This window comes from Desulfobacterales bacterium (genome assembly GCA_030066985.1).
In the GTDB taxonomy this organism is placed as follows: domain Bacteria; phylum Desulfobacterota; class Desulfobacteria; order Desulfobacterales; family JAHEIW01; genus JAHEIW01.
The window spans coordinates 51135-74148 of sequence record JASJAN010000033.1 but is presented as its reverse complement, the minus strand read 5'-3'; the positions used below and the strand labels follow the sequence as shown (position 1 = coordinate 74148).

Sequence of the window (23014 nt, the reverse complement as noted above, 5' to 3'; positions counted from 1 at the left end):
GGTGTAATCCATCACCAGTTGACGATCCTCTGGTTTTCGAATGATGGGCAGCAGCGCAACATGCGCCGAGGCAACTTTGGGCGGCAAAATCAAACCGTCATCGTCGCTGTGGATCATAATCAGCCCGCCGATCATGCGGGTCGAGGAACCCCATGAGGTGGTGTAGGCAAATTCTTCGGTTTCGGCGGCTGTTTGAAATTTAATGTCAAAGCCCCGCGCAAAATTTTGTCCCAGAAAATGCGATGTCCCGGTCTGCAGAGCCTTGCGATCCTGCATCATGGACTCTATGGCCAAAGTATCCACCGCCCCCGGAAACCGCTCAGCCGGTGATTTGTGGCCCCGGATAACCGGCATGGCCAGATAATCCTCCACGCAGGTGGTATAGACATCCAGCATCATGCTGGTGCGCTCAATGGCCTCTTCTGCCGTGGCATGGGCGGTGTGGCCTTCCTGCCACAAAAATTCGCTGGTTCTTAAAAAAATTCGGGTGCGCATTTCCCAGCGAACCACGTTGGCCCACTGATTGATAAGGATCGGCAGATCGCGATAGCTGCTGACCCAGCGGGAAAATGAATCACCGATGATTGTTTCGGAAGTGGGTCGCACCACCAGCGGCTCGGCCAGCTTTCCAGCAGGTTCAAGACCGCCGCCATCGCCCTTTTCCAATCGATGATGGGTCACCACCGCACATTCTTTGGCAAAACCTTCAACGTGTTCGGCCTCTTTTTCAAGAAAACTCAGCGGAATAAAAAGGGGAAAATAGGCGTTTTTAACACCAGTGGCTTTGAATAAAGTGTCCATCGCCTGGACGATGTTTTCCCAAAGTGCATAGCCCCATGGTTTGATGACCATACAGCCCCTGACAGTTGACCGTTCCGCCAGATCCGAGGCCCTTATCACCTGTTGATACCATTCCGGGTAATCCTCATTTCGTGTCGGTGAAATAGCGCTCTTAGCTTGATTTGCCATGTTGTGCCTTTCTGTCGTCAAATTCGATGGTTCATTTCCATCTGAAAACCAATTCGTGCTGTTTTAGCTTTTGGAATTGGCACGTTTAAGGTTTCTGTTTTTTGCCGTCCAGATCATTAACATATTGACGCACCTCATTCAGCAGAACATCCACCAGCTTGTCCTGCGCAAATTTTTTGACCACCTTTCCTTTTCTGAACAACACCCCGCTGCCGTCTCCGCCGGCAATGCCGATATCCACCTCCTTGGCTTCACCGGGGCCGTTGACCACGCAGCCCATGATGGCGACCTTGACCGGTTCAGTCGTGGTCATCAGGGCTTTTTCAACCCGTTCAACGATGTCGAACAGCTCGATGTTACAGCGTCCGCACGTGGGGCAGGCAATAATTTCGGGTCCGCGGTGGCGAATATCAAGGGCCCTCAGGATTTCGAATCCAACCCGCACTTCCTCGACCGGATCACGGGTCAAGGAAACCCGAATGGTGTCACCAATTCCTTCGGCCAGCAGCATCCCGATTCCCAGGGCTGATTTAACAATACCCGGATACAGAGCACCGGCTTCGGTGACACCGACATGCAGCGGCAGGTCTGTCTTGGTGGACAGGAGCCGGTAGGCTTCCAGCGTGCGATGCACATCGGAGGCTTTGAGCGAAATTTTAATTTGATCAAAGTCCAACGATTTGAGCAATTCCACATGGCGCAGACCGCTCTCCACCATGCCGGCTGCCGTAACACCATTATATTTTTTTAGGATATCCTTTTCAAGGGAGCCGGAATTGACACCGATGCGAATGGGGATATTGTGATCCTTAGCACAATCGACAACGGCCTTGACCTTTTTGTGCGCACCGATGTTGCCCGGATTGATGCGTAAACCATCCGCACCGGACTTGGCGGCTGCAATCGCCAGGCGGTAATCAAAGTGAATGTCGGCAATCAGCGGAATACGGATCTGTTTTTTGATGGCCGCAATAGCCTTCGCAGCTTCAGCGTCCGGAACGGCCACACGCACGATTTCGCAACCGGCTTCTTGCAGGCGCTCAATCTGTGCGACAGTTGCAGCCACATCCGGCGTCGGTGTGTTCGTCATGGATTGCACCGCGATGGGTGCCCCGCCACCGATTTTTACGTTACCGATTGAAATCTGACGGGTTTTCTTGCGTTTGATCTTTGTTTGATGCATAAAATGTTTATTTTTCAACCAATAAAATTGTGGTATAGTGCTCCTGGTTTGCAGGTGAGGTGTACAGTCGGCTAAATTTCTGTCGCTCAGTTTCAAATTTAATGCGCGATAAACTATCTGTAAAGTGACCTCTCAGCCGCAAATCATCACAATAAGCGGCAATACCCATCAATAGCAGAAACAGACCCGAGAGCGGTCTCAAAACATTCAACATTATCAATGAAATATCGAGTGGTTTAGATATCTTACACTAACAAACGGATTTAGAATATTCAAGTAAAATACGGCAAAAACCGCAACAATGACTGTTAGCTAATATGCATCCATCAGGAGTTCAAGTATGAAACGTCAAAAGGGTGAAAAATTTGCAGACAAGCACGATCCTGGGACTAAAATCGATGACCGCATTAAAGACGCTCTAGCGCAACAGACAGAGCATAATGAAGTACCCTGTGCGGTGGCCTTTACAATAGCCGAAGCGTTGCAGGTCTCACCGGCTGATGTGGGCAAAGCAGCTGATTTACTGGAAATGGAGCTGGTAAAGTGTCAGTTGGGGCTCTTTGGTTATAAACCGGACAAAAAAATCGTAACGCCCGAAGCACCCGAAAATCCAGATCTGGAAAAAGCCATTCGGGACTCGCTGGTTGACGGTAAGCTTCCCTGTCGCAAGGCCTGGGAAATCGCCCGCAACCAGGAGCTCCCCAAAATGGCCGTCAGTGCGGTCTGTGAGCATCTTGAGATTAAAATAGGACCCTGTCAACTGGGTGCTTTTTAGCTTCTGGGCGCTTAAGATTGTGCGCCTTTGAGGCGATAATATATAGTGGGAAGGCTTTCATATCAGGCGAGATCACGGGCAAAAAGCCCGAAAACTTGCCATTAGGGTCTAAAACCCTTATGATTACAAAATATTATGACTGAAGCGGTCCCTGGCTGCGACACGGCTGCCGTTTGGCAGTGCCATATATTTGGTTTGACCCGTATCCAGCTTGTCCGCTGGGTGCACACCTGACGGGTTTAAAATTAATTTGTTATAATTCAGAGGGTTTAGAAAATTATCACGCACATACAAGGTTAACCATGGGTAGCTTATCGGCAGTTAACAATATATTGCGCCACAGAACCGGTTTCCAGATAACGGTCCTGATTTTATGGGGGGTCCTCGGTTATTATGCTTTGAGCCCTGTGATCGGCGAATATCGGTTTGCCACCCTGCAAAAAATTCTGAAAACCGGGCAGATAACGGTTGTTACGCGCAATACCGCCGACTGTTATTATCTTTACCGGGATCAGCCAATGGGCTTTGAATACGAGCTGGCTCAGGCTTTTGCCGCCTATCTGGGCGTGCGTTTGGAAGTAAAGGTGATGGATGACTGGGATGAAATGCGCAAAGCGGTAAACCGCGGATCGGCCGCCTTTATTGCCGCCAGTTCGCCCATCATACCGCAACGCCGGCAGGCAGTCGCTTTTTCAGACGGTTACATGGAAGTCACCCAACAAATTATTACCCATCGTAAAAACGCGCGCATCCGAAAACTTGAAGATCTTTCCGGCAAAACCATCGATGTCAGAAAAGGAACCGCTTATCAGCAACGTTTAGCCGAGCTGAAGCATCAGGGGATCGACCTATCCATCCGTTTGCACGATGACCTGCCCACCGAGGAACTTATTCAGAAAGTCGCTGATGGTGAAATTGACTTTACGATTGCCAACAGCAATATCATTTCGATCAACCAGCGCAATTTTCCGGCGGCGGTCAGTGCTGGAGCAATTAAAGATCGTCTGCAGCTGGGATGGGCCGTTTATCCAAAATCGACCGAGTTACTTGAGCGCATAAATGACTTTTTTAATGTAATCAAGAAAAGCGGTGAATACGATAAGATTTATCAGAAGTACTACGGGGAAGATAAGGAATTTGATTATGTTGATTTGAAGGCGTTTCACCGACGGCTGAAATCCAGACTCTCCCGTTACAGTACCTTTATTAAAGTGGCCGCCAACAAGCACGGGTTTGACTGGCGACTGATTGCCGCCCAGATGTACCAGGAATCACACTTGAATCCCTGGGCCAAAAGCCAGGCCGGTGCCAGGGGGTTGATGCAAATTTTACCTTCCACCGCCAGAAGCTTAGGGGTCACCGACCTTTACGATCCGGTACAAAACATCAATGCCGGGGTACAGCACTTAAAAAACCTGTACGATATGTACGATTCAGTCACCGGAGATGACCGTTTGCTAATTTCGCTGGCCGCTTACAATACCGGTCAGGGGCATATATACGACGCCCGTAAACTCGCCAAAAAAAAGGGACTTGACCCTAACAAATGGGAGTCCCTTGCCCAAACCCTGCCGCTGCTGCGATATCGAAAATACTATAAACACGCCAAGTACGGTTATTGCCGCGGCACCGAGCCGGTACGCTATATCAAGCAAATTATTATTTACTACGATGTGTTAAAACGCCAGGGATTCGAGTACAAAACTGCGAAAGCATAGCGTCCAATATCGGTGTCTTAGAGTTTGAAAGGGAAGTCGCAAGAATCTCAAAGGTGGTTTTATAAGCTGGAGTAATGGAGTGTTGGAGTAATGTAAAATCAAAATCGAACACGATCATTTATTAACCCAATACTCCAGTTATCCAGTACTACATCTCTCCAATGGTAGTAGAACCCATCTTAAAAATAGTAGATCACGCCCAAGGGCGCGGCACAAAACCGATTCAAAAACGGAGTATACACGTTAGTATTCGAGTATTTTGAATCGGTTTTTAACAAAGCCATTGGGCGTTAGATGCATTTTTGAGATGGGTTCTAATACATTGCATTGACGCCAACAAACGGATTGGTCTGCTTTTCGTGTCCGATGGTCGTTTCCGGCCCGTGCCCGGTATAAACGCGCGCATCTTCAGGCAGCGCAAACAGCTTATCCTGGATACTGGATTTGAGCGTTTCAAAACTTCCCCCCGGAAAATCCGTCCGGCCGATTGACCCGGCAAATAGGGTATCCCCCACAAACACATGACCGTCAGCAAACAGAGAAACGCCGCCGGGTGTGTGACCGGGCGTGTGGATAACATTTAGGGTAATATTGCCAAAGGTAATGGTATCCCCATCGTCTATGTTGCGATCGGGCGGCGGTGAGTCTTCTGCAGTAAGGCCCCAATTGGAGGCACTGGCTGCTATTTTAGACAGCATGGGTGCATCCAGGGCATGAATTAAGATGGGAGCGTTTGTGGCCGCATGAATGTCTTTGTTGGCACTGACATGATCAAAATGGCCGTGAGTGTTGATGATATGGGTAACCGTTAAGTTCGAATCCGCCACTCCCTGCATAATTTTACCGGCTTCATCGCCCGGATCAATAATAACGGCTTGCAAAGTGTCTTCGCATCCAACAATAAAGCAGTTGGCCATGATGGGCCCTACGGGTAACGTCTTGATGATCATTGAATCAGCCTCCAGTGTCGATTGAATTTGGATTTTGGATTTCAGATGGCAATTAGGATGTCTACCGGGGGATTTCAGGTGTTTAGATAGCCGGCGTTACATTTATTGGCATCGATTTATGTTTAGGAAGAATTGTTTGTTGTTTCTTCTGGTTTGTCCGTCTTGATTTCTCCCTTTTCGGCTGCGATGCGGATACGGTCGACAATTCCATTGATAAACGCTCCGGATTCCTCGGTGCCGAATTTTTTCGCCACATCTATGGCTTCGTTGATGGATACCTTTGGCGGAATATCGGGGCAAAACAGCATTTCAAATACCGCCACCCGCATGACATTGCGGTCTACACAGGCCATTCGCCGCACTTTCCAATTCTCGGAATATCGCTCTATGATGGCGTCGATCTGATCTTGAGCTGCCAAAACCCCATTTACCAACTGCATAAAAAATGGCCTTACCTTTTGCGGCAGGGCAAAATTCTCACAGAAACGTTCCAGCATCTGCGGGGAACCGTTCTGTTGGGTATCCATATAAAAGAGCGCCTGCATGGCCAGCTCTCGGGCTCGGCGACGGGTCCCCATAGCAATATCTATCCCACAGCCTCAAGCAAATTCGCCATTTCAACAGCTGCCATGGCTGCGCTCCAACCCTTATTACCAGCTTTGGTGCCGGCTCGCTCGATGGCTTGCTCGATGGTGTCAGTGGTGACGATGCCAAAAATAATCGGCACTTCAGAATCAAGGCTGACCTGGGCAATACCTTTGGACACTTCAGCGCTGACATAGTCAAAATGGGGGGTTGCGCCCCGGATAACAGCCCCCAGACAGATGATGGCATTCACCTTTTTGGGGTTTGCCATTTTTTTGGCAACCAGCGGGATCTCAAAAGCGCCTGGGACTTTGACAATCTGAATGTCAGTGTCTTTGGCCCCTGAGCGCACCAGTGCATCCAAGGCACCACTTAGCAGTTTATCGGTTATAAAATCGTTAAACCGACTGACAACAAGGGCAAACTTTTTACCTTCGGCATTTAAGTGAGCTTCAAGAGTCTTGGCCATAAAAGCTCCTTTCAATGTAGGCTATTGTTAGGTCATACACATAGGTTACGGAATACGTTTATTTTGAGTGTCGGGTAACACGTCTCAAGGTTTTGGGTTCAGGGTTCAGGGTTCTGTGGTTAGGACGTTTTAGAGATCTGATGTTTTGCCCCGATTCTGTTGTTGTCTAACCTTTCAACCTTTGAACGTTGAACCTTTGAACTTAGCGTTGATTAATTAGCCCAAAAGTACAAAAATATACCGGGCAACCTTTATTGCAATTGTGTGGATTACAATACGAGCGCTAAGGTGCTGCATCCACATTCAGCAAATGCCCCATTTTCAATTTTTTACATTCAAGGTAGCATTTGTTGTGTTCATTCGCTGGAATTTCAATCGGAACCTGCTCGACTATTTTAAGCCCATAACCGTCTAATCCCACCATCTTTTTGGGATTATTGGTCATAAGTTTCATTTTGCGCACACCCAGGTCAACCAATATTTGGGCGCCAATACCGTAATTGCGCATGTCCGGTTTAAAGCCCAGTTTTTCATTGGCTTCAACGGTATCCAGACCTTCGTCTTGCAGTGCATAGGCCCTTAACTTATTCACCAGGCCGATACCGCGGCCTTCCTGCCGGATATAAAGCAGAACGCCACAACCTTCCTGTTCAATCATCTTCATCGCCCGGTGCAGCTGAGGCCCGCAATCACAGCGCATGGAACCGAAAATATCGCCGGTCAGGCACTCGGAATGCACCCGCACCAGGACCGGTTTTTTAGAATCAATGTCACCTTTGACCATCGCAATATGCAGAAGCCTATCGACATCATTTTCAAAAACGACGGCTTTAAAATCACCTGCCACAGACGTGGGTATGGTTGTTTCGGCCGATCTTTGCACAAAGGATTCGGTCCGCATGCGGTATTCAATCAGATCTTCAATGGTACAAATGCCGATGCCATGTTTTTTGCTGAATTTTTCCAGAGCCGGCATCCGCGCCATTGTCCCGTCATCGTCCATTACTTCACAAATAACGCCGGCAGAGGTCAGGCCGGCCAGACGGGCAAGGTCCACGGAGCCCTCTGTCTGCCCGGCTCGCACAATAACGCCGCCGGCTTTGGCTCTGAGCGGAAATATATGGCCCGGACGCACCAGGTCACGGGGCTGACAATCAGCGGCAACAGCAGTCAAAATGGTGGTTGCACGATCATGAGCCGAAATACCGGTACTGACCCCGCAGCGGGCTTCAATCGAAACGGTAAAACCGGTTCCGAATGGAGACTGATTGTTGTCAACCATGGGCGGCAAATCAAGCGAATCACATTTTTCGGGGGTCATTGCCAGACAAATGAGACCCCGTCCGTACTTGGCCATAAAATTGATGGCTTCTGGTGTTACCTTCTCGGCGGCCATGCATAGATCACCCTCATTTTCGCGGTCTTCATCATCCACCAGGATGACCATTTTACCGTCTTGAATATCTTGAATGGCCTTTTCTATTTTCAAATGTGGCATGGGTTATTGATCTCCTAAATTTTTTTTCGGAACCGACAACCTTAAGGAAGGTAAGTTCGAGGTTGCTTTAAGTCCCAAATTACCAGTATCATGGAGTACTGGCGTTATGTAAAATGAGAGTTCACTTTCAATCATCACTCCATCACTCCAATGGAATTCTACAAATATCCTGATTTGGCTAAAAATTCCTTGTCAATGACCGAAGCGGTCTTTGTTTGATCATTGCTCCGGGTAAATTGTTCGACGTATTTGCCAATCATATCGGTTTCGATATTAACTGCCTCCCCCGTTTGTTTTATGCCAACAGTCGCTATGCTGGCAGTATGCGGAATGATACTGACCGTAAAACCATTTGGATCGCAGGTGTTGATGGTCAAACTGACCCCATCGACGGCAACGGATCCTTTATGGATCATGTAACGCGCCAGTGTTTCCGGCACCGCAAAAGTTATGATAATGGCATTTCCCATTTTCTCCCGCTGCTTGATGACGCCGATACCATCAATATGTCCTGAAACCAGATGCCCGTCAATGCGGTCGGACAGGCGCATGGCGCGCTCAAGATTTAGGCGGTCACCCTGCTTAGCTTTGCCGAAAGTGGAAATTGCCAGAGTTTCGGGGGACAGATCCACCTCAAATTGTTTCGCACTGATTTTAACCACTGTCAGGCAGGCGCCGTTGACCGCAATGCTGTCACCAATTTTGGTTTGATCAAGAGCAAAATCAGCCTTAATCGAAAGGCGTTTTCCCTGACCTGCGGGTCGTATTGCGCTGATGGTACCCAAACCTTCAATTATTCCGGTAAACATGAATTTTTCTGTGGCCTATTGCTGGTTATTCGTTGCTCACGTGGCTTGGCATTAAATGAGTGAAAATTCAAACGATTAAACCTATACGACTCTACCAATATAATGATTATCTGGCAACTTACAACTGACAACTCACCATACGATTCTAGCGGATATATCCTTCTATCATGACATCGTCAGCAAAGCGCTGAACACGAATGTGATCGAGTTGAATGCTGTCTTTCATCAATGCCGGCCCCGCTCCACGGCATATCGGAAAGCCGTCATCTCCACCCAAAATTTTGGGTGCATAAAAAAAGAGGACCTTATCGACAATACCGCTATTCAGTGCCGACGCCAGCACGCAACTGCCGCCCTCAATTAAAAGACTGGTGATACCCTCAGACCCCAACCAATCCATCATTGACGAAAGATCAATTTGGCCGCCTTTGAGCGGCTGCTCGATAACACGCACCCGGGCTTTTGGGATGTGTTTGCTTTTTTCTCGGGCTGCAGCTCGTCCGGCAACGACAATGGTTTCCGCATCGGAATCCAGTGCCAAGACCTGCGCGTCTGGAGATATGGACAGGTGCGTATCGAGGACGATTCTAACCGGATCGACACCTTTTGGGGTACCTAAACGCGTGGTCAAACTCGGGTTATCGGCCTGGATGGTGCCAATTCCCACCATAATGGCATCAATTGCATGCCGCAACCGGTGCACGAATCTGCGCGCCTTTTCCCCCGTAACCCACTTCGAGTCACCGGTGCGCGTTGCGATGCGCCCATCCAAAGTAGCAGCACACTTTAATATGACAAACGGCCGTCCCGTACTGACAAATTTAATGAACACCTCATTCAGCCGAACAGCCTGCTTTTCACAAACACCTACCTGCACTTCAATGCCATGCTGCCTTAAAAACGATGCGCCGCCTCTGGCCTTGGTATGCGGATCGGCCATGGCCACTATAACCCGGCGGATACCGGCATCAAGAATTTTGCGTGTGCATGGCGGCGTCCGACCCGTGTGATTGCAGGGCTCTAAATTGACATACAGGGTGGCACCCTTGGCTTTTACGCCGGCATCTTCAATGGCGTTTACCTCGGCATGCGCCTGCCCCACCGCCCGATGGTATCCGCGGCCGACGATCTGACCATTTTTGACGATCACTGCGCCAACCATCGGATTCGGTGACGTGTAGCCTTGTCCCTTCTTGGCGAGTTTCAAGGCCATTCGCATAAAATGTTCGTGTTCCATTCGTTTCAGAGATCAGAGGTCAGATGTCAGATGTCAGATGTCAGACTGCTATTGAATCTAATGCATTGTGTCTGATGTATTATTACAGTTCTCTGAACTCCGTCCTCTGTCTTCTGTCCTCTGTTATCTGTTTTCTGTCGTCTGAACTCTGTCATCTACTTGCCGCGGCGTCCTGTCCGGCGAAGTTTCTTGACCGCCTTAGCTTTAGCGATGGCGGTTAACGAAGACGGAAGCTTGTTAAAGCGAAGCCGGGTTATTTATCTTCTGTCTTCTGGTTGCTGAGCAGGGTTTTCAACTCAGAAACAAAGTCATTAACATCTTTAAATTCACGATAGACCGAGGCAAAGCGAACATATGCGACATCGTCCAGGTCATGCAGCATTGTCATTATTTTCTCTCCGAGAAAGGAAGCTGGTATTTCTTTTTCACCCGTTTCCCTGAGATCCCGTTCGAGATCGTCGATAAATTCTTCGATCACGTTGATGCTGATGTTTCGCTTTTGGCACGCTTTTTTGAGGCCGGACCGGACCTTATCGCGGTTAAATACTTCACGCCGGCCATCTTTTTTGATAATCATAATCGGGATTTCTTCAATGTGCTCATACGTTGTGAACCGACGCGTGCACACAATACATTCTCGGCGCCGGCGGATAACACTGGCATCTTTGCTCAATCTCGAATCAATGACTTTGTTGTCGATTTCACCACAATATGGACACTTCATGATTCTTCCCCCTGCGGTTTGGTGTCAAGGTGAATCAGCTCTATGTTGGCTTCTTCCAGCATGTCCTTTGATATATCATCCGCATAACCGGCGTGATAATATATTTTATCTATCCCCGCATTAATGATCATCTTTGCACATATTGAACAGGGTAAATTGGTGCAAAATACACTGGCGCCTTTCAAAGAGACCCCATGATAAGCTGCTTGAATAATTGCATTTTGCTCCGCATGGATGCCACGGCACAACTCGTGCATTTTGCCGGATTCAATCCCTAATTTTTCGCGCAAACAGCCCACTTCTTCACAATGACGAACACCGGTCGGGGCCCCATTGTAACCGGTTGACAGGATGCGTTTATCCTTAACGATAATGGCACCAACCGCTCGTCGAAGGCAAGTTGAGCGCCGTGCAACCAGCATCGCGATATCCATAAAGTAATTTTCCCATGAAGGTCGAGAATCATCGGCTGCCATAAAAATCATATTCTCCTTATCGGTATTTTATTAAGAATGCAAGGGCTTGAAATATCGTCAAAAAATGGCAACAGCCGGATTGGGCGCAGAAACACCTGTGATTATCATTGATTCGATGCAATTAATTGATATTTCCTGGTGAATGCGTCCGCCGGCAGGATGCCCGTAAAAAAGTTAGCTTTGAATAATATATGTCTAACCCGTTTACCGCAAGCAAAAAAATGGCAAGGCTCAGAGTGCCTTGCCATTTCGAATTGACCTTTCCGCGAATCTGGCTGTTTGGCAGCCGTTTTCGTTACCGGTGTGTTACGGGCCTCCAACCGTGCAAAATTTAATGGCTAATCGGAATATTTTTTCAAGATCAAAGTGGCATTTGTTCCACCGAACCCAAACGAATTGGTCATGGCCGCATTGACTGTCGTCTGACGCGCGGTGTTGGGCACATAGTCCAGATCACATTCTTCTGCCGGGTTCTCATAATTTATCGTCGGTGGAATCTCATCACGATTAACGCTCAAAACGCTGAACACCGTTTCAATGCCACCAGCGCCGCCCAATAGATGGCCGGTCATTGATTTTGTGGAACTCATCGCCAATTTATAGGCATGGTCTTTAAATACCGCTTTAACCGCCCGGGTTTCATACAAGTCGTTTAGTTCAGTGGAGGTGCCATGGGCATTTATATAGTCCACCTCATCGGGGGCCATACCGGCATCATCTAATGCCGCCTGCATGCACCTTACCGCACCGTCGCCATCCGGGCATGGTGAGGTAATGTGGTAGCCATCTCCGGTTAGCCCGAATCCCGCCATCTCAGCATGAATGGTGGCGCCTCTTTCCAACGCAAAATCTAAAGATTCCAATATCAAAATGCCGCAGCCTTCACCAATGACAAACCCGTCTCGATCACGATCAAACGGTCGTGAAGCTTTTTGGGGTTCATCATTGCGAGTCGAAAGGGCCTTCATGGCATTGAAGCCGGCAACCGCAGTCTTGGATACAACTGCTTCGGTGCCACCGGTGATCATGGCGTCTGCCATGCCATTTTGAACCATTTTGAAGGAGTCACCCACCGCATGGGCTCCGGCGGCGCAGGCGGTTGCCAGCGATAGGTTCGGGCCTTTGGCACCAAAATGAATGGATATCATGCCCGGCGCCATATTACCGATCATCATCGGGATAAAGAACGGGCTCACCCGTCTGGGGCCTTTGGTGGCGACATTTAAAATCGTATCTTCCATGATTCCGAGACCGCCCAAACCGCAGCCGGTGACAACCCCGATGCGATCTGCATTGGAGCTGTCTATTTTCAAGCCGGAGTCTTCCATTGCCATTCGTGTTGCCGCCATGGCATATGAAATAAACAGCTCGTTTCGCTTGGCCTCTTTTTTCGGAATAAAGTCTTCCGCGTTAAAACCCTTGACTTCGCCGGCGATTCGAGTCAGATAATTTGACGCGTCAAATCGGGTGATCTCACCGATACCCGATTTTCCGGCACAGAGTGCCGACCAGCTGTCCTCGACACCAATTCCGATTGGGGTCACCAGCCCCATTCCTGTTATGACAACTCGCCTTTGCAAGGGACCTCCTTTGTGGCAATATCGGGCGACTCCCATCACCCGCATCCAGATTAATATTTGGTTTGGCAGCGCCGTAGCGTGCCTGCTATCGCCAAAGCCCACCCACCCGCGGTAACGGGCGTCCACCGGTGAATTTGGCAAATGAAACTGCCGTTCGTTACATTCAGAATCCAATGCCCCAAGGGCGGCACTACTTTCCGGATCACTAAATGCACAGCAGTCGTTGCAAGTCCGTTAAGCTTACAAAAAACTAACAAGCGTCAACCTACTGCTTGTTGACATAGGCAATGGCATCTTTAACCGTAGTTATTTGCTCGGCATCCTCGTCCGAGATATCGGTGTCAAACTCTTCTTCCATTGACATAATTAACTCAACCAGATCGAGTGAATCGGCTCCTAAATCATCAACAAATGACGCCTCAGGAACGACTTCTTCCAATTCAACACTCAGTTTTTCGGCAATGATCTTTTTGACTCTCTCCTCAACAGACATCTGATTTTCCTCCTTACCCGGTCTCCCCGGTCATCCATAGTTTTCATCAAAGTTTGAAACTTGTTTAATCCAAAATGTATCGGAAACTGGCTTTAGATTACTTGAATCGATCTCATAATAATTTAGTAACTGGCTTTAAAATGATTAGATTTTAACCGAAGACAAGGCGCGGGGAGGAGAAAATCGTGCCGCGTACATTTGGTACGTTAGCGGTTTTCTCCTTCCCGTAACGCTGTATTCGGTTAAAAGATGGCCATTTTAAAGCCAGTTTACATGTACATTCCGCCAGTGACGTGAAGTACCTGCCCCGTAATATACGCCGCATTATCGGAAGCCAGAAACGTAATGGCTTCGGCGACATCCTGAGGCGTACCGGCTCTTTGCAGCGGGATGATACTGAGCATCGCCTCGCGGGCTTTTTCTGACAAAACGGCGGTCATATCGGTTTCAATAAAACCAGGGGCAACCGCATTTACCGTAACTCCCCTTGATCCGAGTTCTTTGGCAACGGTTTTGGTCAGACCGATCATACCGGCTTTTGAAGCCACATAATTGGCCTGGCCGGGATTGCCCATGACGCCCACGACCGAAGCCAAATTAATGATGCGGCCCATTCGCTGCTTGACCATAATTTTGGACACCGCCTTGATACAATTGAACGCGCTTTTCAGGTTAACACTGATCACTACATCCCAGTCTTCTTCTTTCATGCGCATAATCAGGCCATCGCGGGTGATACCGGCATTGTTGACCAGCACATCAATCTGCCCGTATTGGCCCATCACCGCCTCCACCCAGTCGGACACCGATGCGCTGTTGGCAACATCTACCTGCGCAAAAGAGGCTTCGGGACCCAATGCTTTGGCAGCAGCTTCACCGGCCTCGGTGTTGACATCGCAGATCGCCACCTTGGCGCCCTCCTTGGCAAAATTTTCAGCTGTTACCTGTCCGATCCCAGCCGCCCCTCCGGTTACCATGACCACTTTGTTTTCGAATCGCAATTCAATCTCCTTCCGCACCACCCTGATTGAGCGATACACGCTCAATTGGGGTAAGGTTTAACGATTAAAAATAATATCCGCTGCACGGTCCATGTCAGCAATGATATTGTGATAGCTCTCTGCCAGTTTAGCGTGCGATATTTCTGACAGGAAATTTGCCGACTGCTCGGCGTCAAAAATACCGGAGCCGTACAGAATCTTTAAAATATTGCCGGATGTCAGCTGCGCAATTTCATTGGCAAATATACGTGAAAAAACGCGAGTTTTTTCGGCTTGGGCATGGTTTTCCCCGGTTAAAACCACCGCCTGTCGTGCAAAACTGGCGGCGACTTCGACATATTGCATCATATCCGCCAAGGCAAACATAATGGTCTGCTCACGGGTCAGCCGGTTGTCATTGACCAAAAAGATGGATTTATTAAGGGCCCGAGCTGCCAGAGCAATGGTGCGGCAGCCGGCTTCATTGTTTTGGGATTCGAGCTGATCCATTTCTTCGGCAATGCCATCGTAAAAGGCACCTTTTGATTTACGCGTTGTCTTCCAGCGAAAGGTACTGATGATATTTTGCTGGATTTCGCTTGTGCCTTCGTAAATGCAGGTAATTTTGACATCACGCTTGATTTTCTCGACACCGTATTCGGTAATATAGCCATATCCGCCCAAGGCTTGCATGGCATCATCAGCCGCTTTGTTGGCCACCTCGGTAGCAAACAGTTTGGCAATAGAGCCCTCCACCTCAAGGCCCTGTTCACCTGCATCCAATCTGGTGGCCACTTCATCGATATAGGTGGCTGCAGCGGCAAGACGTACCGCATGCGGCACCACCAGTTTGTGGGTGTAGCCCTGCTTTTCTGAAAGCGGTGTTTTAAACTGAATACGTTCCTGGGCATAGGGCAAAACGATATCCAGGGCCGCTTCGCCGCCGCCTAACGCCATAGAGGCCACCATCAGACGGGTATAGCCGAATACCTTGCTGGCCTGCTTGAGCCCCTCTCCTGTCACGCCGCCAATGATATTTTCAACCGGTGCAATTACATCGGTAAAAGTCAACGGTGAGGTGTTCGAGGCCCGAATACCATGTTTTTCTTCGCCTTTGCCCCGCTCATAGCCTTCGGTGTCCTTTTCAATAATAAAAAAGGTTGCGCCTTCGGGGGTATTGGCCAGCAGGGTTATAAATTCTGCATAACCGCCGGTAGAGATAAATTGCTTGGTACCGTTTATCTTGTAGCCGGTGATGTTGCCGCTTTCATCCGTGACCGGTTCGGCTTTGGTCTTGATTGAAGCCACATTGCTGCCGGCATCGGGTTCGGTAACCGCATAAGCCACCAGGGCGTCCCCAGCTGCGATTTTACCCAGCCATTTTTGTTTTTGCTCTTTGGTGCCCCCCACGATAATGGGATCTGCCCCTAATTGAATGGCAAAGAAGGCGGTGGTAATACCCAGGCATATTTTGGCCATTTCTCTGGTAATGGCACAGCTGTCACGGGCGCCGCCGCCCAGTCCCCCATATTCTTCGGGAATCATGAGCAGCTGAAGCCCGATTTCCGGGCCGAGCATTTCACGAATGGTGTCTTCGGGAAAAATTTCTTCCCGATCGAATTCAGAAATTTTTTCAGGCGTCAAAAGCCGCTTTTTGAGTTGCCCGACCGTATCCAGGACCATTTGCCGAGATTCCAGGTCCAGTCCATATAGATCGCTGTTGTTTGATGTCTTTGTTGAAGTCATTAAATTTAATCCTTTTGAAAATGAAAACGGTTGGCGATGGCATTAAAGATTAGTCTTCTTCGGTCTCGACAACCTTACGGCCTTTGTAATATCCGCAACTGGGGCAGGCATGGTGAGGCTGGGTGGCTTCACCACATTCCGGACAGGAAGACAGATTCGGCGCGCTAAGTTTCTGGTGGGTCCGACGCTTATCGCGCTTTGACTTGGATTTTTTACGTTTTGGTACCGCCATGAGTAATCTCCTAATAATTTGAAATTTATATATATTTTAATTTTTAAAGACTCATTTTTAAAGGTGGGCATCTAGTAATTTATCTGTAAGCGATTGTCAAGAGTTTTCGTCAATTTTATGCAATTTGTTCTCTTGTACTCGCTATCCTTCTGTGATATTGAAATTCACCGTTGGAAAAATGAATTTAAGTTCTTTTTAAGATTCTAATATCATTAAATTTATAATATGAGAAGATCATCACTTTAGGGATCCTTGTCAATTGAATCGGGTATTGATGACGGATGGAATTGTGGCAAACGAAAGGAAATGATAACTATTACTAAGCCGAATTGGTTTACTTGTCAAACAATTAAATTAGGTAATGACAGGCCGGCTCAGGCCTTTTATTTATTTATATATAAAATTCAATAGTTTATTATAAAATTTCGGCAATATTTGAAGAAAATATTACTTAAAATTTACTCATTTTGAACCCCGAACAACCCAGACAGAGATGAGGGCTAATATGCAAATCGAATCAACAAATGATCTGATCGTGACGCGCTTCCCCCCCAGCCCGACCGGCTTCCTGCATGTCGGTAATGCACGCACCGCCATTTTTAACTGGCTGTACGCCCGTCGTATGCAAGGAAAATTTGTTTTGCGCATCGAAGACACAGATACCGAACGCTCCAACCAGCAGGCCATCGATGCCATTTTCGAGGCCCTCGAGTGGCTGGGCATCGATTGGGATGAAGGCCCTTATTATCAAACCAAACGGCTTGATATTTATCACCAATATTTGGACCGTCTGATCGATTCGGGCCATGCATATTACTGCACCTGTTCACCAGAAGAAATTGAGGCCATGCGAAAAAAGGCAATGGCCAGCGGCGGCAAACCCAAGTATGACGGCACCTGCCGCAATAAAGGCCTGCCGAAAACACCGCAGGCCGTGATACGACTGAAAGCGCCCCTAAGCGGCACTACTGTGGTTGAAGATGTTATCAAGGGCAATATCGTTTTTCAAAATGATGAACTGGATGACTTTATCGTGTGCCGCAGCGACGGTATTCCAACTTATAACTTCGCGGTGGTCATCGACGATATGACCATGCAGATCAATACGGTTATCCGCGGCGATGATCACGTCATGAATACGCCCAAACAAATCCTGCTTTACAAAGCGCTGGATTGCCCCTTGCCGGTTTACGGCCATGTACCCATGGTGCTGGGCACCGACAAAAGCCGTTTCAGCAAACGCCATGGCGCCGTATCCGTATCGGCCTACCGCGATTTGGGCTACCTGCCGGATGCCATGCTCAACTACCTGGTTCGACTGGGCTGGTCACACGGGGATCAGGAATTTTTTACCCGCCAGGAGCTGATCGACGTGTTTGACCTGGAGCATATCGGAAAATCCGCCGGGGTTTTTGATGCTGAAAAGCTTTTGGCACTGAATGCCGACCATATTCGGGCCACACCCGCTGAGGAACTCGTGGAAGCCCTTAAACCGTTTCTAAGGCGTTACAAGACAACCGTTGAGGACAACAACCTTCTACTAAAGGTCATCGAGACCCTGCACGCCCGCAGCAGAACCCTGGACGAAATGGCGCAAAGCGCTTTGTTTTATTTTGCAGATGACATTGAATATGAGGAAAAGGCAGCTAAAAAATTTTTAAAGCCAACGGTGCTCGAAGCCCTGCAATTGCTGTTGGCGCAGTTTGAGCGCCTGGACACTTTTTCCGAAGAAAATCTGGAATCGGCTTTTAAAGCCGTCATGGAGCAGACCGGCCTGAAGCTGGGTAAAATCGCCCAGCCCGTGCGGGTGGCCCTGACCGGTCGAACCGCCAGTCCCGGCATTTTCGAAGTGGCCGCCATCATCGGCAAAGACAAGGTTATTGCAAGGCTGAAAAAGGCTATCCAGTTTATTCAGGATAGAGAAGAATAGCATTAAAACTTACCACAGAGAGCACAGAGCTCGCAGAGTTTATTATTAAAAGTAGTTTTTCCGATTTTTGGATGAGGGATTTTATTGATGAGCAAGGCCGCACAAGGCTTTTGGCCTTCGGCGTACTGTGCGTACGTTGAGGGTCAAAAGGCGCGAAGAACGCCACTCATCGGGAAAATAACCATTCAGAAATCGGAAAAAATTGACTTGACGGGTGGGCAGATGATATATATTTAAGGTTGACTTGAAGATGCTGGGGGATCGTCTAGCGGCAGGACGACGGGTTCTGGCCCCGTTAACCCAGGTTCGAATCCTGGTCCCCCAGCCATTTCGACATATTAAAGAGGTACTCAAAATAATTTGAGTGCCTCTTTTCATTGGGATTTATTTGTTCTGGACTGCAACGCCTGGTCTGACAAATGAAATGCCCGCTTGAGTCTTGAGGCCGACCATCACGGCTTCAATCACCGGCTCATTTACTGGCGTGTCGGAAACCCATTCCACTATAAAATTAGCCCCTGAGCCCCCTTTGATATCTTGCTGACCAACCAAGAACTCGGCGGTCGCCAGGGGGGACATTCTTACCGGTTTTTCAAGATAATTCTGAACCATCTGGCCGCGGGAATCGTAATAGCGAACAGCACTGATGGTTATTGGCTGGTTCGGATCTGAATTGCGGATACTGAGGGTTGCTTCCAGCAGAAAGGGCTTTCCGCCCTGGGCGTAAATATGCGAGTACACAGGTACGTAAACCGTCTGGCCGGCAACCACCGGTTTTGCCAATATCTCAGAGGCGCTGACCTGGGTTGGAATATATTTTAGCTTCTCATCTATATCTTCCACCTGAGTGGCCATGTTAATGACGCTGAACAAGGTGATGATAATCAGCGCTAACAGAGTGCCAAAGACGGCCAAAAAGGTTTTATTGGTCAGCCATGATCCGTTATCGGGTTTGTCGGAAATTGCCATTTTTCCCCCTCCGGGTTTCGTTAAAACCCTTAAACCTGCTCAGTCAAAAATAAGAATGATATAAGAAATAAATAGAATCAAATGGACGGCTCCCTGTAAGACATTAGTGCGCTCCGCGCCGAAGTTGATGACGCTCACCAGCAGGGTGAGGGCCAGCAAAATGATTTGCACAGGTTCAAGCCCCAACTCGATGGTACGGCCGGTAAACAGACTGACGGCCAGCACCGCCGGTATGGTTAAACCAATAGTGGCTAAACCCGATCCCAGGGCAATATTGACGGTGCGTTGCAGTTTGTTGGCGATGGCGGCTTTGGCGGCACCCAGTCCTTCCGGTGACAAGACCAGTATAGCCACTAAGAAACCGCCCAAAGCCTGGGGCGCCTGGAGGCTGGTAATGCCGTATTCCACCAGTTTGGCCATACTCTTGGACAGCAGCACGACCGGCAGCATGGTTAGTATCAGAAAAACAGCATGAAAGCCCACCGATCGGACAATCAGATCGCCGTGCTCATGATGGTCTTCGGCGGCAGTTTCATTATCGGGTTGCACCGGCTGTTGAAAATATTGGCTGTGACGCGTGGTCTGAATCAACAAAAACACTACGTAGAGACCAGCAGACATAATCAGAAGATAGATGGCCAATAAGGTGGAGACCTGGCCCCCCGGTGCAGAGGTCGTATAGCTTGGAACGACAAGCCCCAGCACAGCCAGTGGGAACAACACACCCAGATAAGCCTTGGCGCCAGGCAGGTTATATCCCTGTTCATGGTGACGCAAGCCACCGATCAACAGCGTCAGGCCCAGCATGCCGTTTAAGACGATCATCAACACTGAAAACATGGTATCGCGGGCCAGGGTCGGGTTATTTTCACCGGTGATCATGACCGCTGCGATCATGATCACCTCGATACTGATGACCGCCAATGTTAAAATCAGCGTACCATAAGGCTCGCCAAGAATAATTGCTAAACAATCGGCGTGCCGCACCACGCTGAACGCCAACCACAGCATTGCAGCAAACAGCCATATAAAGAGGATGCCATATTTCAACAAATAGGATAAATCCATCAACCAGGTTTTGCCATAAAAGAAAAATACAAGGGTAGTGATAGTGCCGATCCACAAAGACATCTCGGATCGAAAAAGACCGGGTTGTTTATCATGCTCGGATGCGCTCAATTTTAGTTCTTTCGAAGATTATATTTTTTAAGGATGTTCTCTGCAGGTAGTTCGTCAGTCACTATCGTAATTCAGCAACACATCAGAATCCGCTCCTTGGCGCTGCGTCGCGAATTAAATTGATGATTAAACATGAGGATGAATCGGCATATTTCAAGAAGAAATCTTGCCTCCTCAGAATTCCAATAACCAAGGTACCCCAGGTTGTCAAAAATGTCGACCGGGATGATCGGATCAGGTGCAATCTGGCGGATTGCTTTCAAATCGTTTGATTTTTTTAAAAATGCATTCTAATTTAATACCTGAATTTTGCACGAGTTGGAGGCTTTCATATGCAAGGCACTAAAGGGCGAAGCTATAGTGAACTATGCTTCGTCCTTAATAACGCAGCAGATGGAAGCCTCCGGCTCGCCGCGTTGTTCCAAGGGTGAAAATTAATGCGATAAAATGATTTTCATTTATTGTACTTAATAGATATGTAGTTGTAATTCTAAAATTTGCTTGACTTGTTGCCGTTAAAGGCAATCTCAACTTCGCATTAATTTTCATGCAGGATTTAGGCAATAATACATGTGAACCCCTGTTTTGTTGAGGAATAACCCCTATGAAGCCACCGGATAAAAAAACCGCACCATCGGTATCTGCGAAAACCGGCGACGATCTTTCAGCGCCGACGAATTTTATCAAATACATTATCGACGAAGACATCGCGGCCGGCAAAAACGACGGCCGCGTCCATACGCGCTTTCCGCCCGAACCCAACGGATATCTGCACATCGGGCACGCTAAATCCATCTGCTTGAATTTTGGGCTGGCTGAAGAATACCAGGGCCTGTGCAACCTGCGGTTTGATGATACCGACCCGGCCAAAGAAGAAGTTGAATACGTGGAATCTATCAAAAACGATGTCCGCTGGCTGGGGTTCGATTGGCAAGATCGCCTCTATCATGCCTCTGATTATTTTGAACAGCTTTTTGAATTTGCGGTCCAACTGATCAAAAAAGGCAAGGCCTATGTGGACAGCCTCAGTTCGGATGAGATCCGGGAGTATCGCGGCACCCTAACGCAAGCAGGCAAAAACAGCCCCTATCGCGAGCGCTCGATTGAAGAAAACTTGGATATGTTCGAACGCATGCGGACCGGTCAATACGATGAAGGCGCCCATGTGCTCAGGGCCAAGATCGATATGACCTCCCCCAATATGCTGATGCGCGACCCCACTTTGTATCGCATCAAAAAAGTCCCCCACTATCGCACCGGTGGTATGTGGGTGATTTATCCCATGTATGACTTTACCCACTGTTTGTCGGATTCGATCGAGGGCATCACGCATTCGCTCTGCACCCTGGAATTTGAAATCAACCGCGAGCTCTATGACTGGGTGCTGGACCAACTGGAGGTCTACCATCCCCAGCAAATTGAGTTCGCGCGCCTTAACCTCAACTATACGGTGCTCAGCAAGCGCAAGCTGATCCGCCTGGTGGAAGAAGGCCATGTTGAAGGTTGGGACGATCCGCGCATGCCGACCATATCCGGTTTGCGCCGTCGGGGATATACTCCTGAATCCATTCGTAATTTCTGCGAGCGCATCGGGGTGGCCAAAGCCGACAGCATGGTGGACATCGCCCTGCTGGAATACTGTATCCGGGAACAGCTGAACAAAATGGCGCCCCGGGTCATGGGTGTCCTGCGGCCATTAAAAGTTATCATTGACAATTATCCTGAAGGGCAAGAAGAAGAACTGGATGCCATCAACAACCCCGAAGATCCGGATGCGGGCACCCGCAAAATCCCATTTTCCCGGGAGATTTACATCGAACAGAATGATTTTATGGAAGAACCGCCCAAAAAGTTTTTCCGACTGGCACCGGGACGCGAAGTTCGGCTGCGCTATGCCTATTTTATTACCTGCGTCGATGTGGTTAAAGATCCGGCAACCGGAGAAGTTACCGAGCTGCATTGTACCTATGACCCCCAAACCCGTGGCGGGGATGCACCGGATGGCCGCAAGGTCAAAGGGACGCTGCACTGGGTTTCGGCCGCACATGCCCTCGAGGCTCAGGTGAACCTGTATGAGCATCTGTTTGTGAAAGATAATCCCAATGCCGCCGAGGAAGGAAAGGATTTCGTAGACTACTTAAATCCTAACTCTCTTGAAATATTGGAAAATTGCATGATAGAACCCAGCTTGACCGCCGCCAATCCAGGTGATCGCTATCAATTTGAACGCCTGGGATATTTTTGCGTCGATACCAAAGATAGCGCTCAGCAATCTCCGGTATTCAATCGCATTGTCACCTTGCGGGACACCTGGGCTAAAATTCTGAAGGCCCAGCAGCAGAAAAAATAGCTTAAGCGCTTAAAACCCGCTTTACTGTTGAATTGTGAGATGAATTATGGTACCACCCTTAGCAGATGAGGAGGTGGTATCCTCTCATAAAATCCTGAAAATTCAAAATCCGATTTCGGGGTGGTTTGCCGGTTGGACTCTGGCAAAGCGAATATTCAATTT

The 23014-nt window shown here is 48.6% G+C and carries 21 protein-coding genes and 1 tRNA gene; 5 read left to right on the top strand and 17 right to left on the bottom strand.

Going from position 1 to position 23014, the window contains the following annotated elements:
- Together QNJ26_16645 and ispG are read right to left on the bottom strand one after the other, a co-directional pair.
- Nucleotides 1-969: proline--tRNA ligase (locus QNJ26_16645; GenBank protein MDJ0987172.1), on the bottom strand; the 969-nt coding region annotated here is incomplete at its 3' end.
- Nucleotides 970-1054: 85 nt separating this feature from the next.
- A complete protein-coding gene (gene ispG, locus QNJ26_16640; GenBank protein ID MDJ0987171.1) occupies nt 1055-2152 on the bottom strand; it encodes a flavodoxin-dependent (E)-4-hydroxy-3-methylbut-2-enyl-diphosphate synthase in 1098 nt (365 codons plus the stop codon).
- A gap of 340 nt (nt 2153-2492) precedes the next feature.
- Between ispG and QNJ26_16635 the strand changes: the two genes are divergently transcribed.
- Both QNJ26_16635 and mltF read left to right on the top strand, forming a co-directional pair.
- Nucleotides 2493-2927, top strand: coding sequence for a hypothetical protein (locus QNJ26_16635; protein ID MDJ0987170.1), 435 nt, complete (start codon nt 2493-2495; stop codon nt 2925-2927).
- A gap of 302 nt (nt 2928-3229) precedes the next feature.
- Entirely contained in the window at nt 3230-4645 is a 1416-nt protein-coding gene (mltF, locus tag QNJ26_16630) for a membrane-bound lytic murein transglycosylase MltF (protein ID MDJ0987169.1), read from the top strand.
- A 314-nt stretch (nt 4646-4959) separates the two neighbouring features.
- Here mltF and QNJ26_16625 read toward each other — a convergent pair whose 3' ends face one another.
- The 13 genes from QNJ26_16625 to rpmF all read right to left on the bottom strand — a co-directional run bounded on the left by QNJ26_16625 (nt 4960) and on the right by rpmF (nt 16424).
- Nucleotides 4960-5595, bottom strand: a complete 636-nt coding sequence (locus QNJ26_16625) for an MBL fold metallo-hydrolase (protein ID MDJ0987168.1) — start codon at nt 5593-5595, stop codon at nt 4960-4962.
- A 122-nt stretch (nt 5596-5717) separates the two neighbouring features.
- Nucleotides 5718-6173, bottom strand: a complete 456-nt coding sequence (nusB, locus tag QNJ26_16620) for a transcription antitermination factor NusB (GenBank protein ID MDJ0987167.1) — start codon at nt 6171-6173, stop codon at nt 5718-5720.
- An 8-nt stretch (nt 6174-6181) separates the two neighbouring features.
- The gene (ribE, locus tag QNJ26_16615) at nt 6182-6649 is read right to left on the bottom strand and encodes a 6,7-dimethyl-8-ribityllumazine synthase (protein MDJ0987166.1); all 468 of its coding nucleotides are present in this window, start codon (nt 6647-6649) and stop codon (nt 6182-6184) included.
- Nucleotides 6650-6932: 283 nt separating this feature from the next.
- On the bottom strand, nt 6933-8147 hold the full coding sequence (locus QNJ26_16610) for a bifunctional 3,4-dihydroxy-2-butanone-4-phosphate synthase/GTP cyclohydrolase II (protein ID MDJ0987165.1): 1215 nt from the start codon (nt 8145-8147) through the stop codon (nt 6933-6935).
- A 158-nt stretch (nt 8148-8305) separates the two neighbouring features.
- Nucleotides 8306-8956 carry a riboflavin synthase gene (locus QNJ26_16605; GenBank protein ID MDJ0987164.1) on the bottom strand — a complete coding sequence of 217 codons (651 nt, stop codon included), beginning with the start codon at nt 8954-8956 and terminating at the stop codon, nt 8306-8308.
- 145 nt (nt 8957-9101) lie between these two features.
- Nucleotides 9102-10193, bottom strand: coding sequence for a bifunctional diaminohydroxyphosphoribosylaminopyrimidine deaminase/5-amino-6-(5-phosphoribosylamino)uracil reductase RibD (ribD, locus tag QNJ26_16600; protein MDJ0987163.1), 1092 nt, complete (start codon nt 10191-10193; stop codon nt 9102-9104).
- Nucleotides 10194-10446: 253 nt separating this feature from the next.
- Nucleotides 10447-10917, bottom strand: a complete 471-nt coding sequence (nrdR, locus tag QNJ26_16595) for a transcriptional regulator NrdR (protein ID MDJ0987162.1) — start codon at nt 10915-10917, stop codon at nt 10447-10449.
- Entirely contained in the window at nt 10914-11393 is a 480-nt protein-coding gene (locus QNJ26_16590) for a cytidine/deoxycytidylate deaminase family protein (GenBank protein MDJ0987161.1), read from the bottom strand. The genes nrdR and QNJ26_16590 overlap by 4 nt, the downstream gene beginning before the upstream one ends.
- Before the next feature lie 338 nt (nt 11394-11731).
- Nucleotides 11732-12973, bottom strand: coding sequence for a beta-ketoacyl-ACP synthase II (gene fabF / locus QNJ26_16585; GenBank protein MDJ0987160.1), 1242 nt, complete (start codon nt 12971-12973; stop codon nt 11732-11734).
- A gap of 265 nt (nt 12974-13238) precedes the next feature.
- Nucleotides 13239-13466 carry an acyl carrier protein gene (acpP, locus tag QNJ26_16580; protein MDJ0987159.1) on the bottom strand — a complete coding sequence of 76 codons (228 nt, stop codon included), beginning with the start codon at nt 13464-13466 and terminating at the stop codon, nt 13239-13241.
- A gap of 269 nt (nt 13467-13735) precedes the next feature.
- Nucleotides 13736-14467, bottom strand: a complete 732-nt coding sequence (gene fabG / locus QNJ26_16575) for a 3-oxoacyl-[acyl-carrier-protein] reductase (GenBank protein MDJ0987158.1) — start codon at nt 14465-14467, stop codon at nt 13736-13738.
- Between the two features lie 57 nt (nt 14468-14524).
- Nucleotides 14525-16192, bottom strand: a complete 1668-nt coding sequence (locus QNJ26_16570; GenBank protein MDJ0987157.1) for an acyl-CoA dehydrogenase family protein — start codon at nt 16190-16192, stop codon at nt 14525-14527.
- 49 nt (nt 16193-16241) lie between these two features.
- Nucleotides 16242-16424 carry a 50S ribosomal protein L32 gene (rpmF, locus tag QNJ26_16565; GenBank protein MDJ0987156.1) on the bottom strand — a complete coding sequence of 61 codons (183 nt, stop codon included), beginning with the start codon at nt 16422-16424 and terminating at the stop codon, nt 16242-16244.
- A 505-nt stretch (nt 16425-16929) separates the two neighbouring features.
- On the opposite strand from rpmF, the gene gltX reads away from it, so the two are divergent.
- On the top strand, nt 16930-18354 hold the full coding sequence (gene gltX, locus QNJ26_16560) for a glutamate--tRNA ligase (GenBank protein ID MDJ0987155.1): 1425 nt from the start codon (nt 16930-16932) through the stop codon (nt 18352-18354).
- 254 nt (nt 18355-18608) lie between these two features.
- Nucleotides 18609-18682: transfer RNA gene (locus QNJ26_16555), tRNA-Gln, on the top strand.
- A 56-nt stretch (nt 18683-18738) separates the two neighbouring features.
- On the opposite strand, the gene QNJ26_16550 is transcribed toward QNJ26_16555, so the two are convergent.
- Together QNJ26_16550 and QNJ26_16545 are read right to left on the bottom strand one after the other, a co-directional pair.
- Complete coding sequence (locus QNJ26_16550; protein MDJ0987154.1) at nt 18739-19323, bottom strand: DUF3124 domain-containing protein; 585 nt, start codon at nt 19321-19323, stop codon at nt 18739-18741.
- A gap of 39 nt (nt 19324-19362) precedes the next feature.
- The gene (locus tag QNJ26_16545) at nt 19363-20502 is read right to left on the bottom strand and encodes a hypothetical protein (protein ID MDJ0987153.1); all 1140 of its coding nucleotides are present in this window, start codon (nt 20500-20502) and stop codon (nt 19363-19365) included.
- Between the two features lie 604 nt (nt 20503-21106).
- Here QNJ26_16545 and QNJ26_16540 point away from each other — a divergent pair.
- A complete protein-coding gene (locus QNJ26_16540; GenBank protein ID MDJ0987152.1) occupies nt 21107-22852 on the top strand; it encodes a glutamine--tRNA ligase/YqeY domain fusion protein in 1746 nt (581 codons plus the stop codon).
- Nucleotides 22853-23014: the final 162 nt, after the last annotated feature.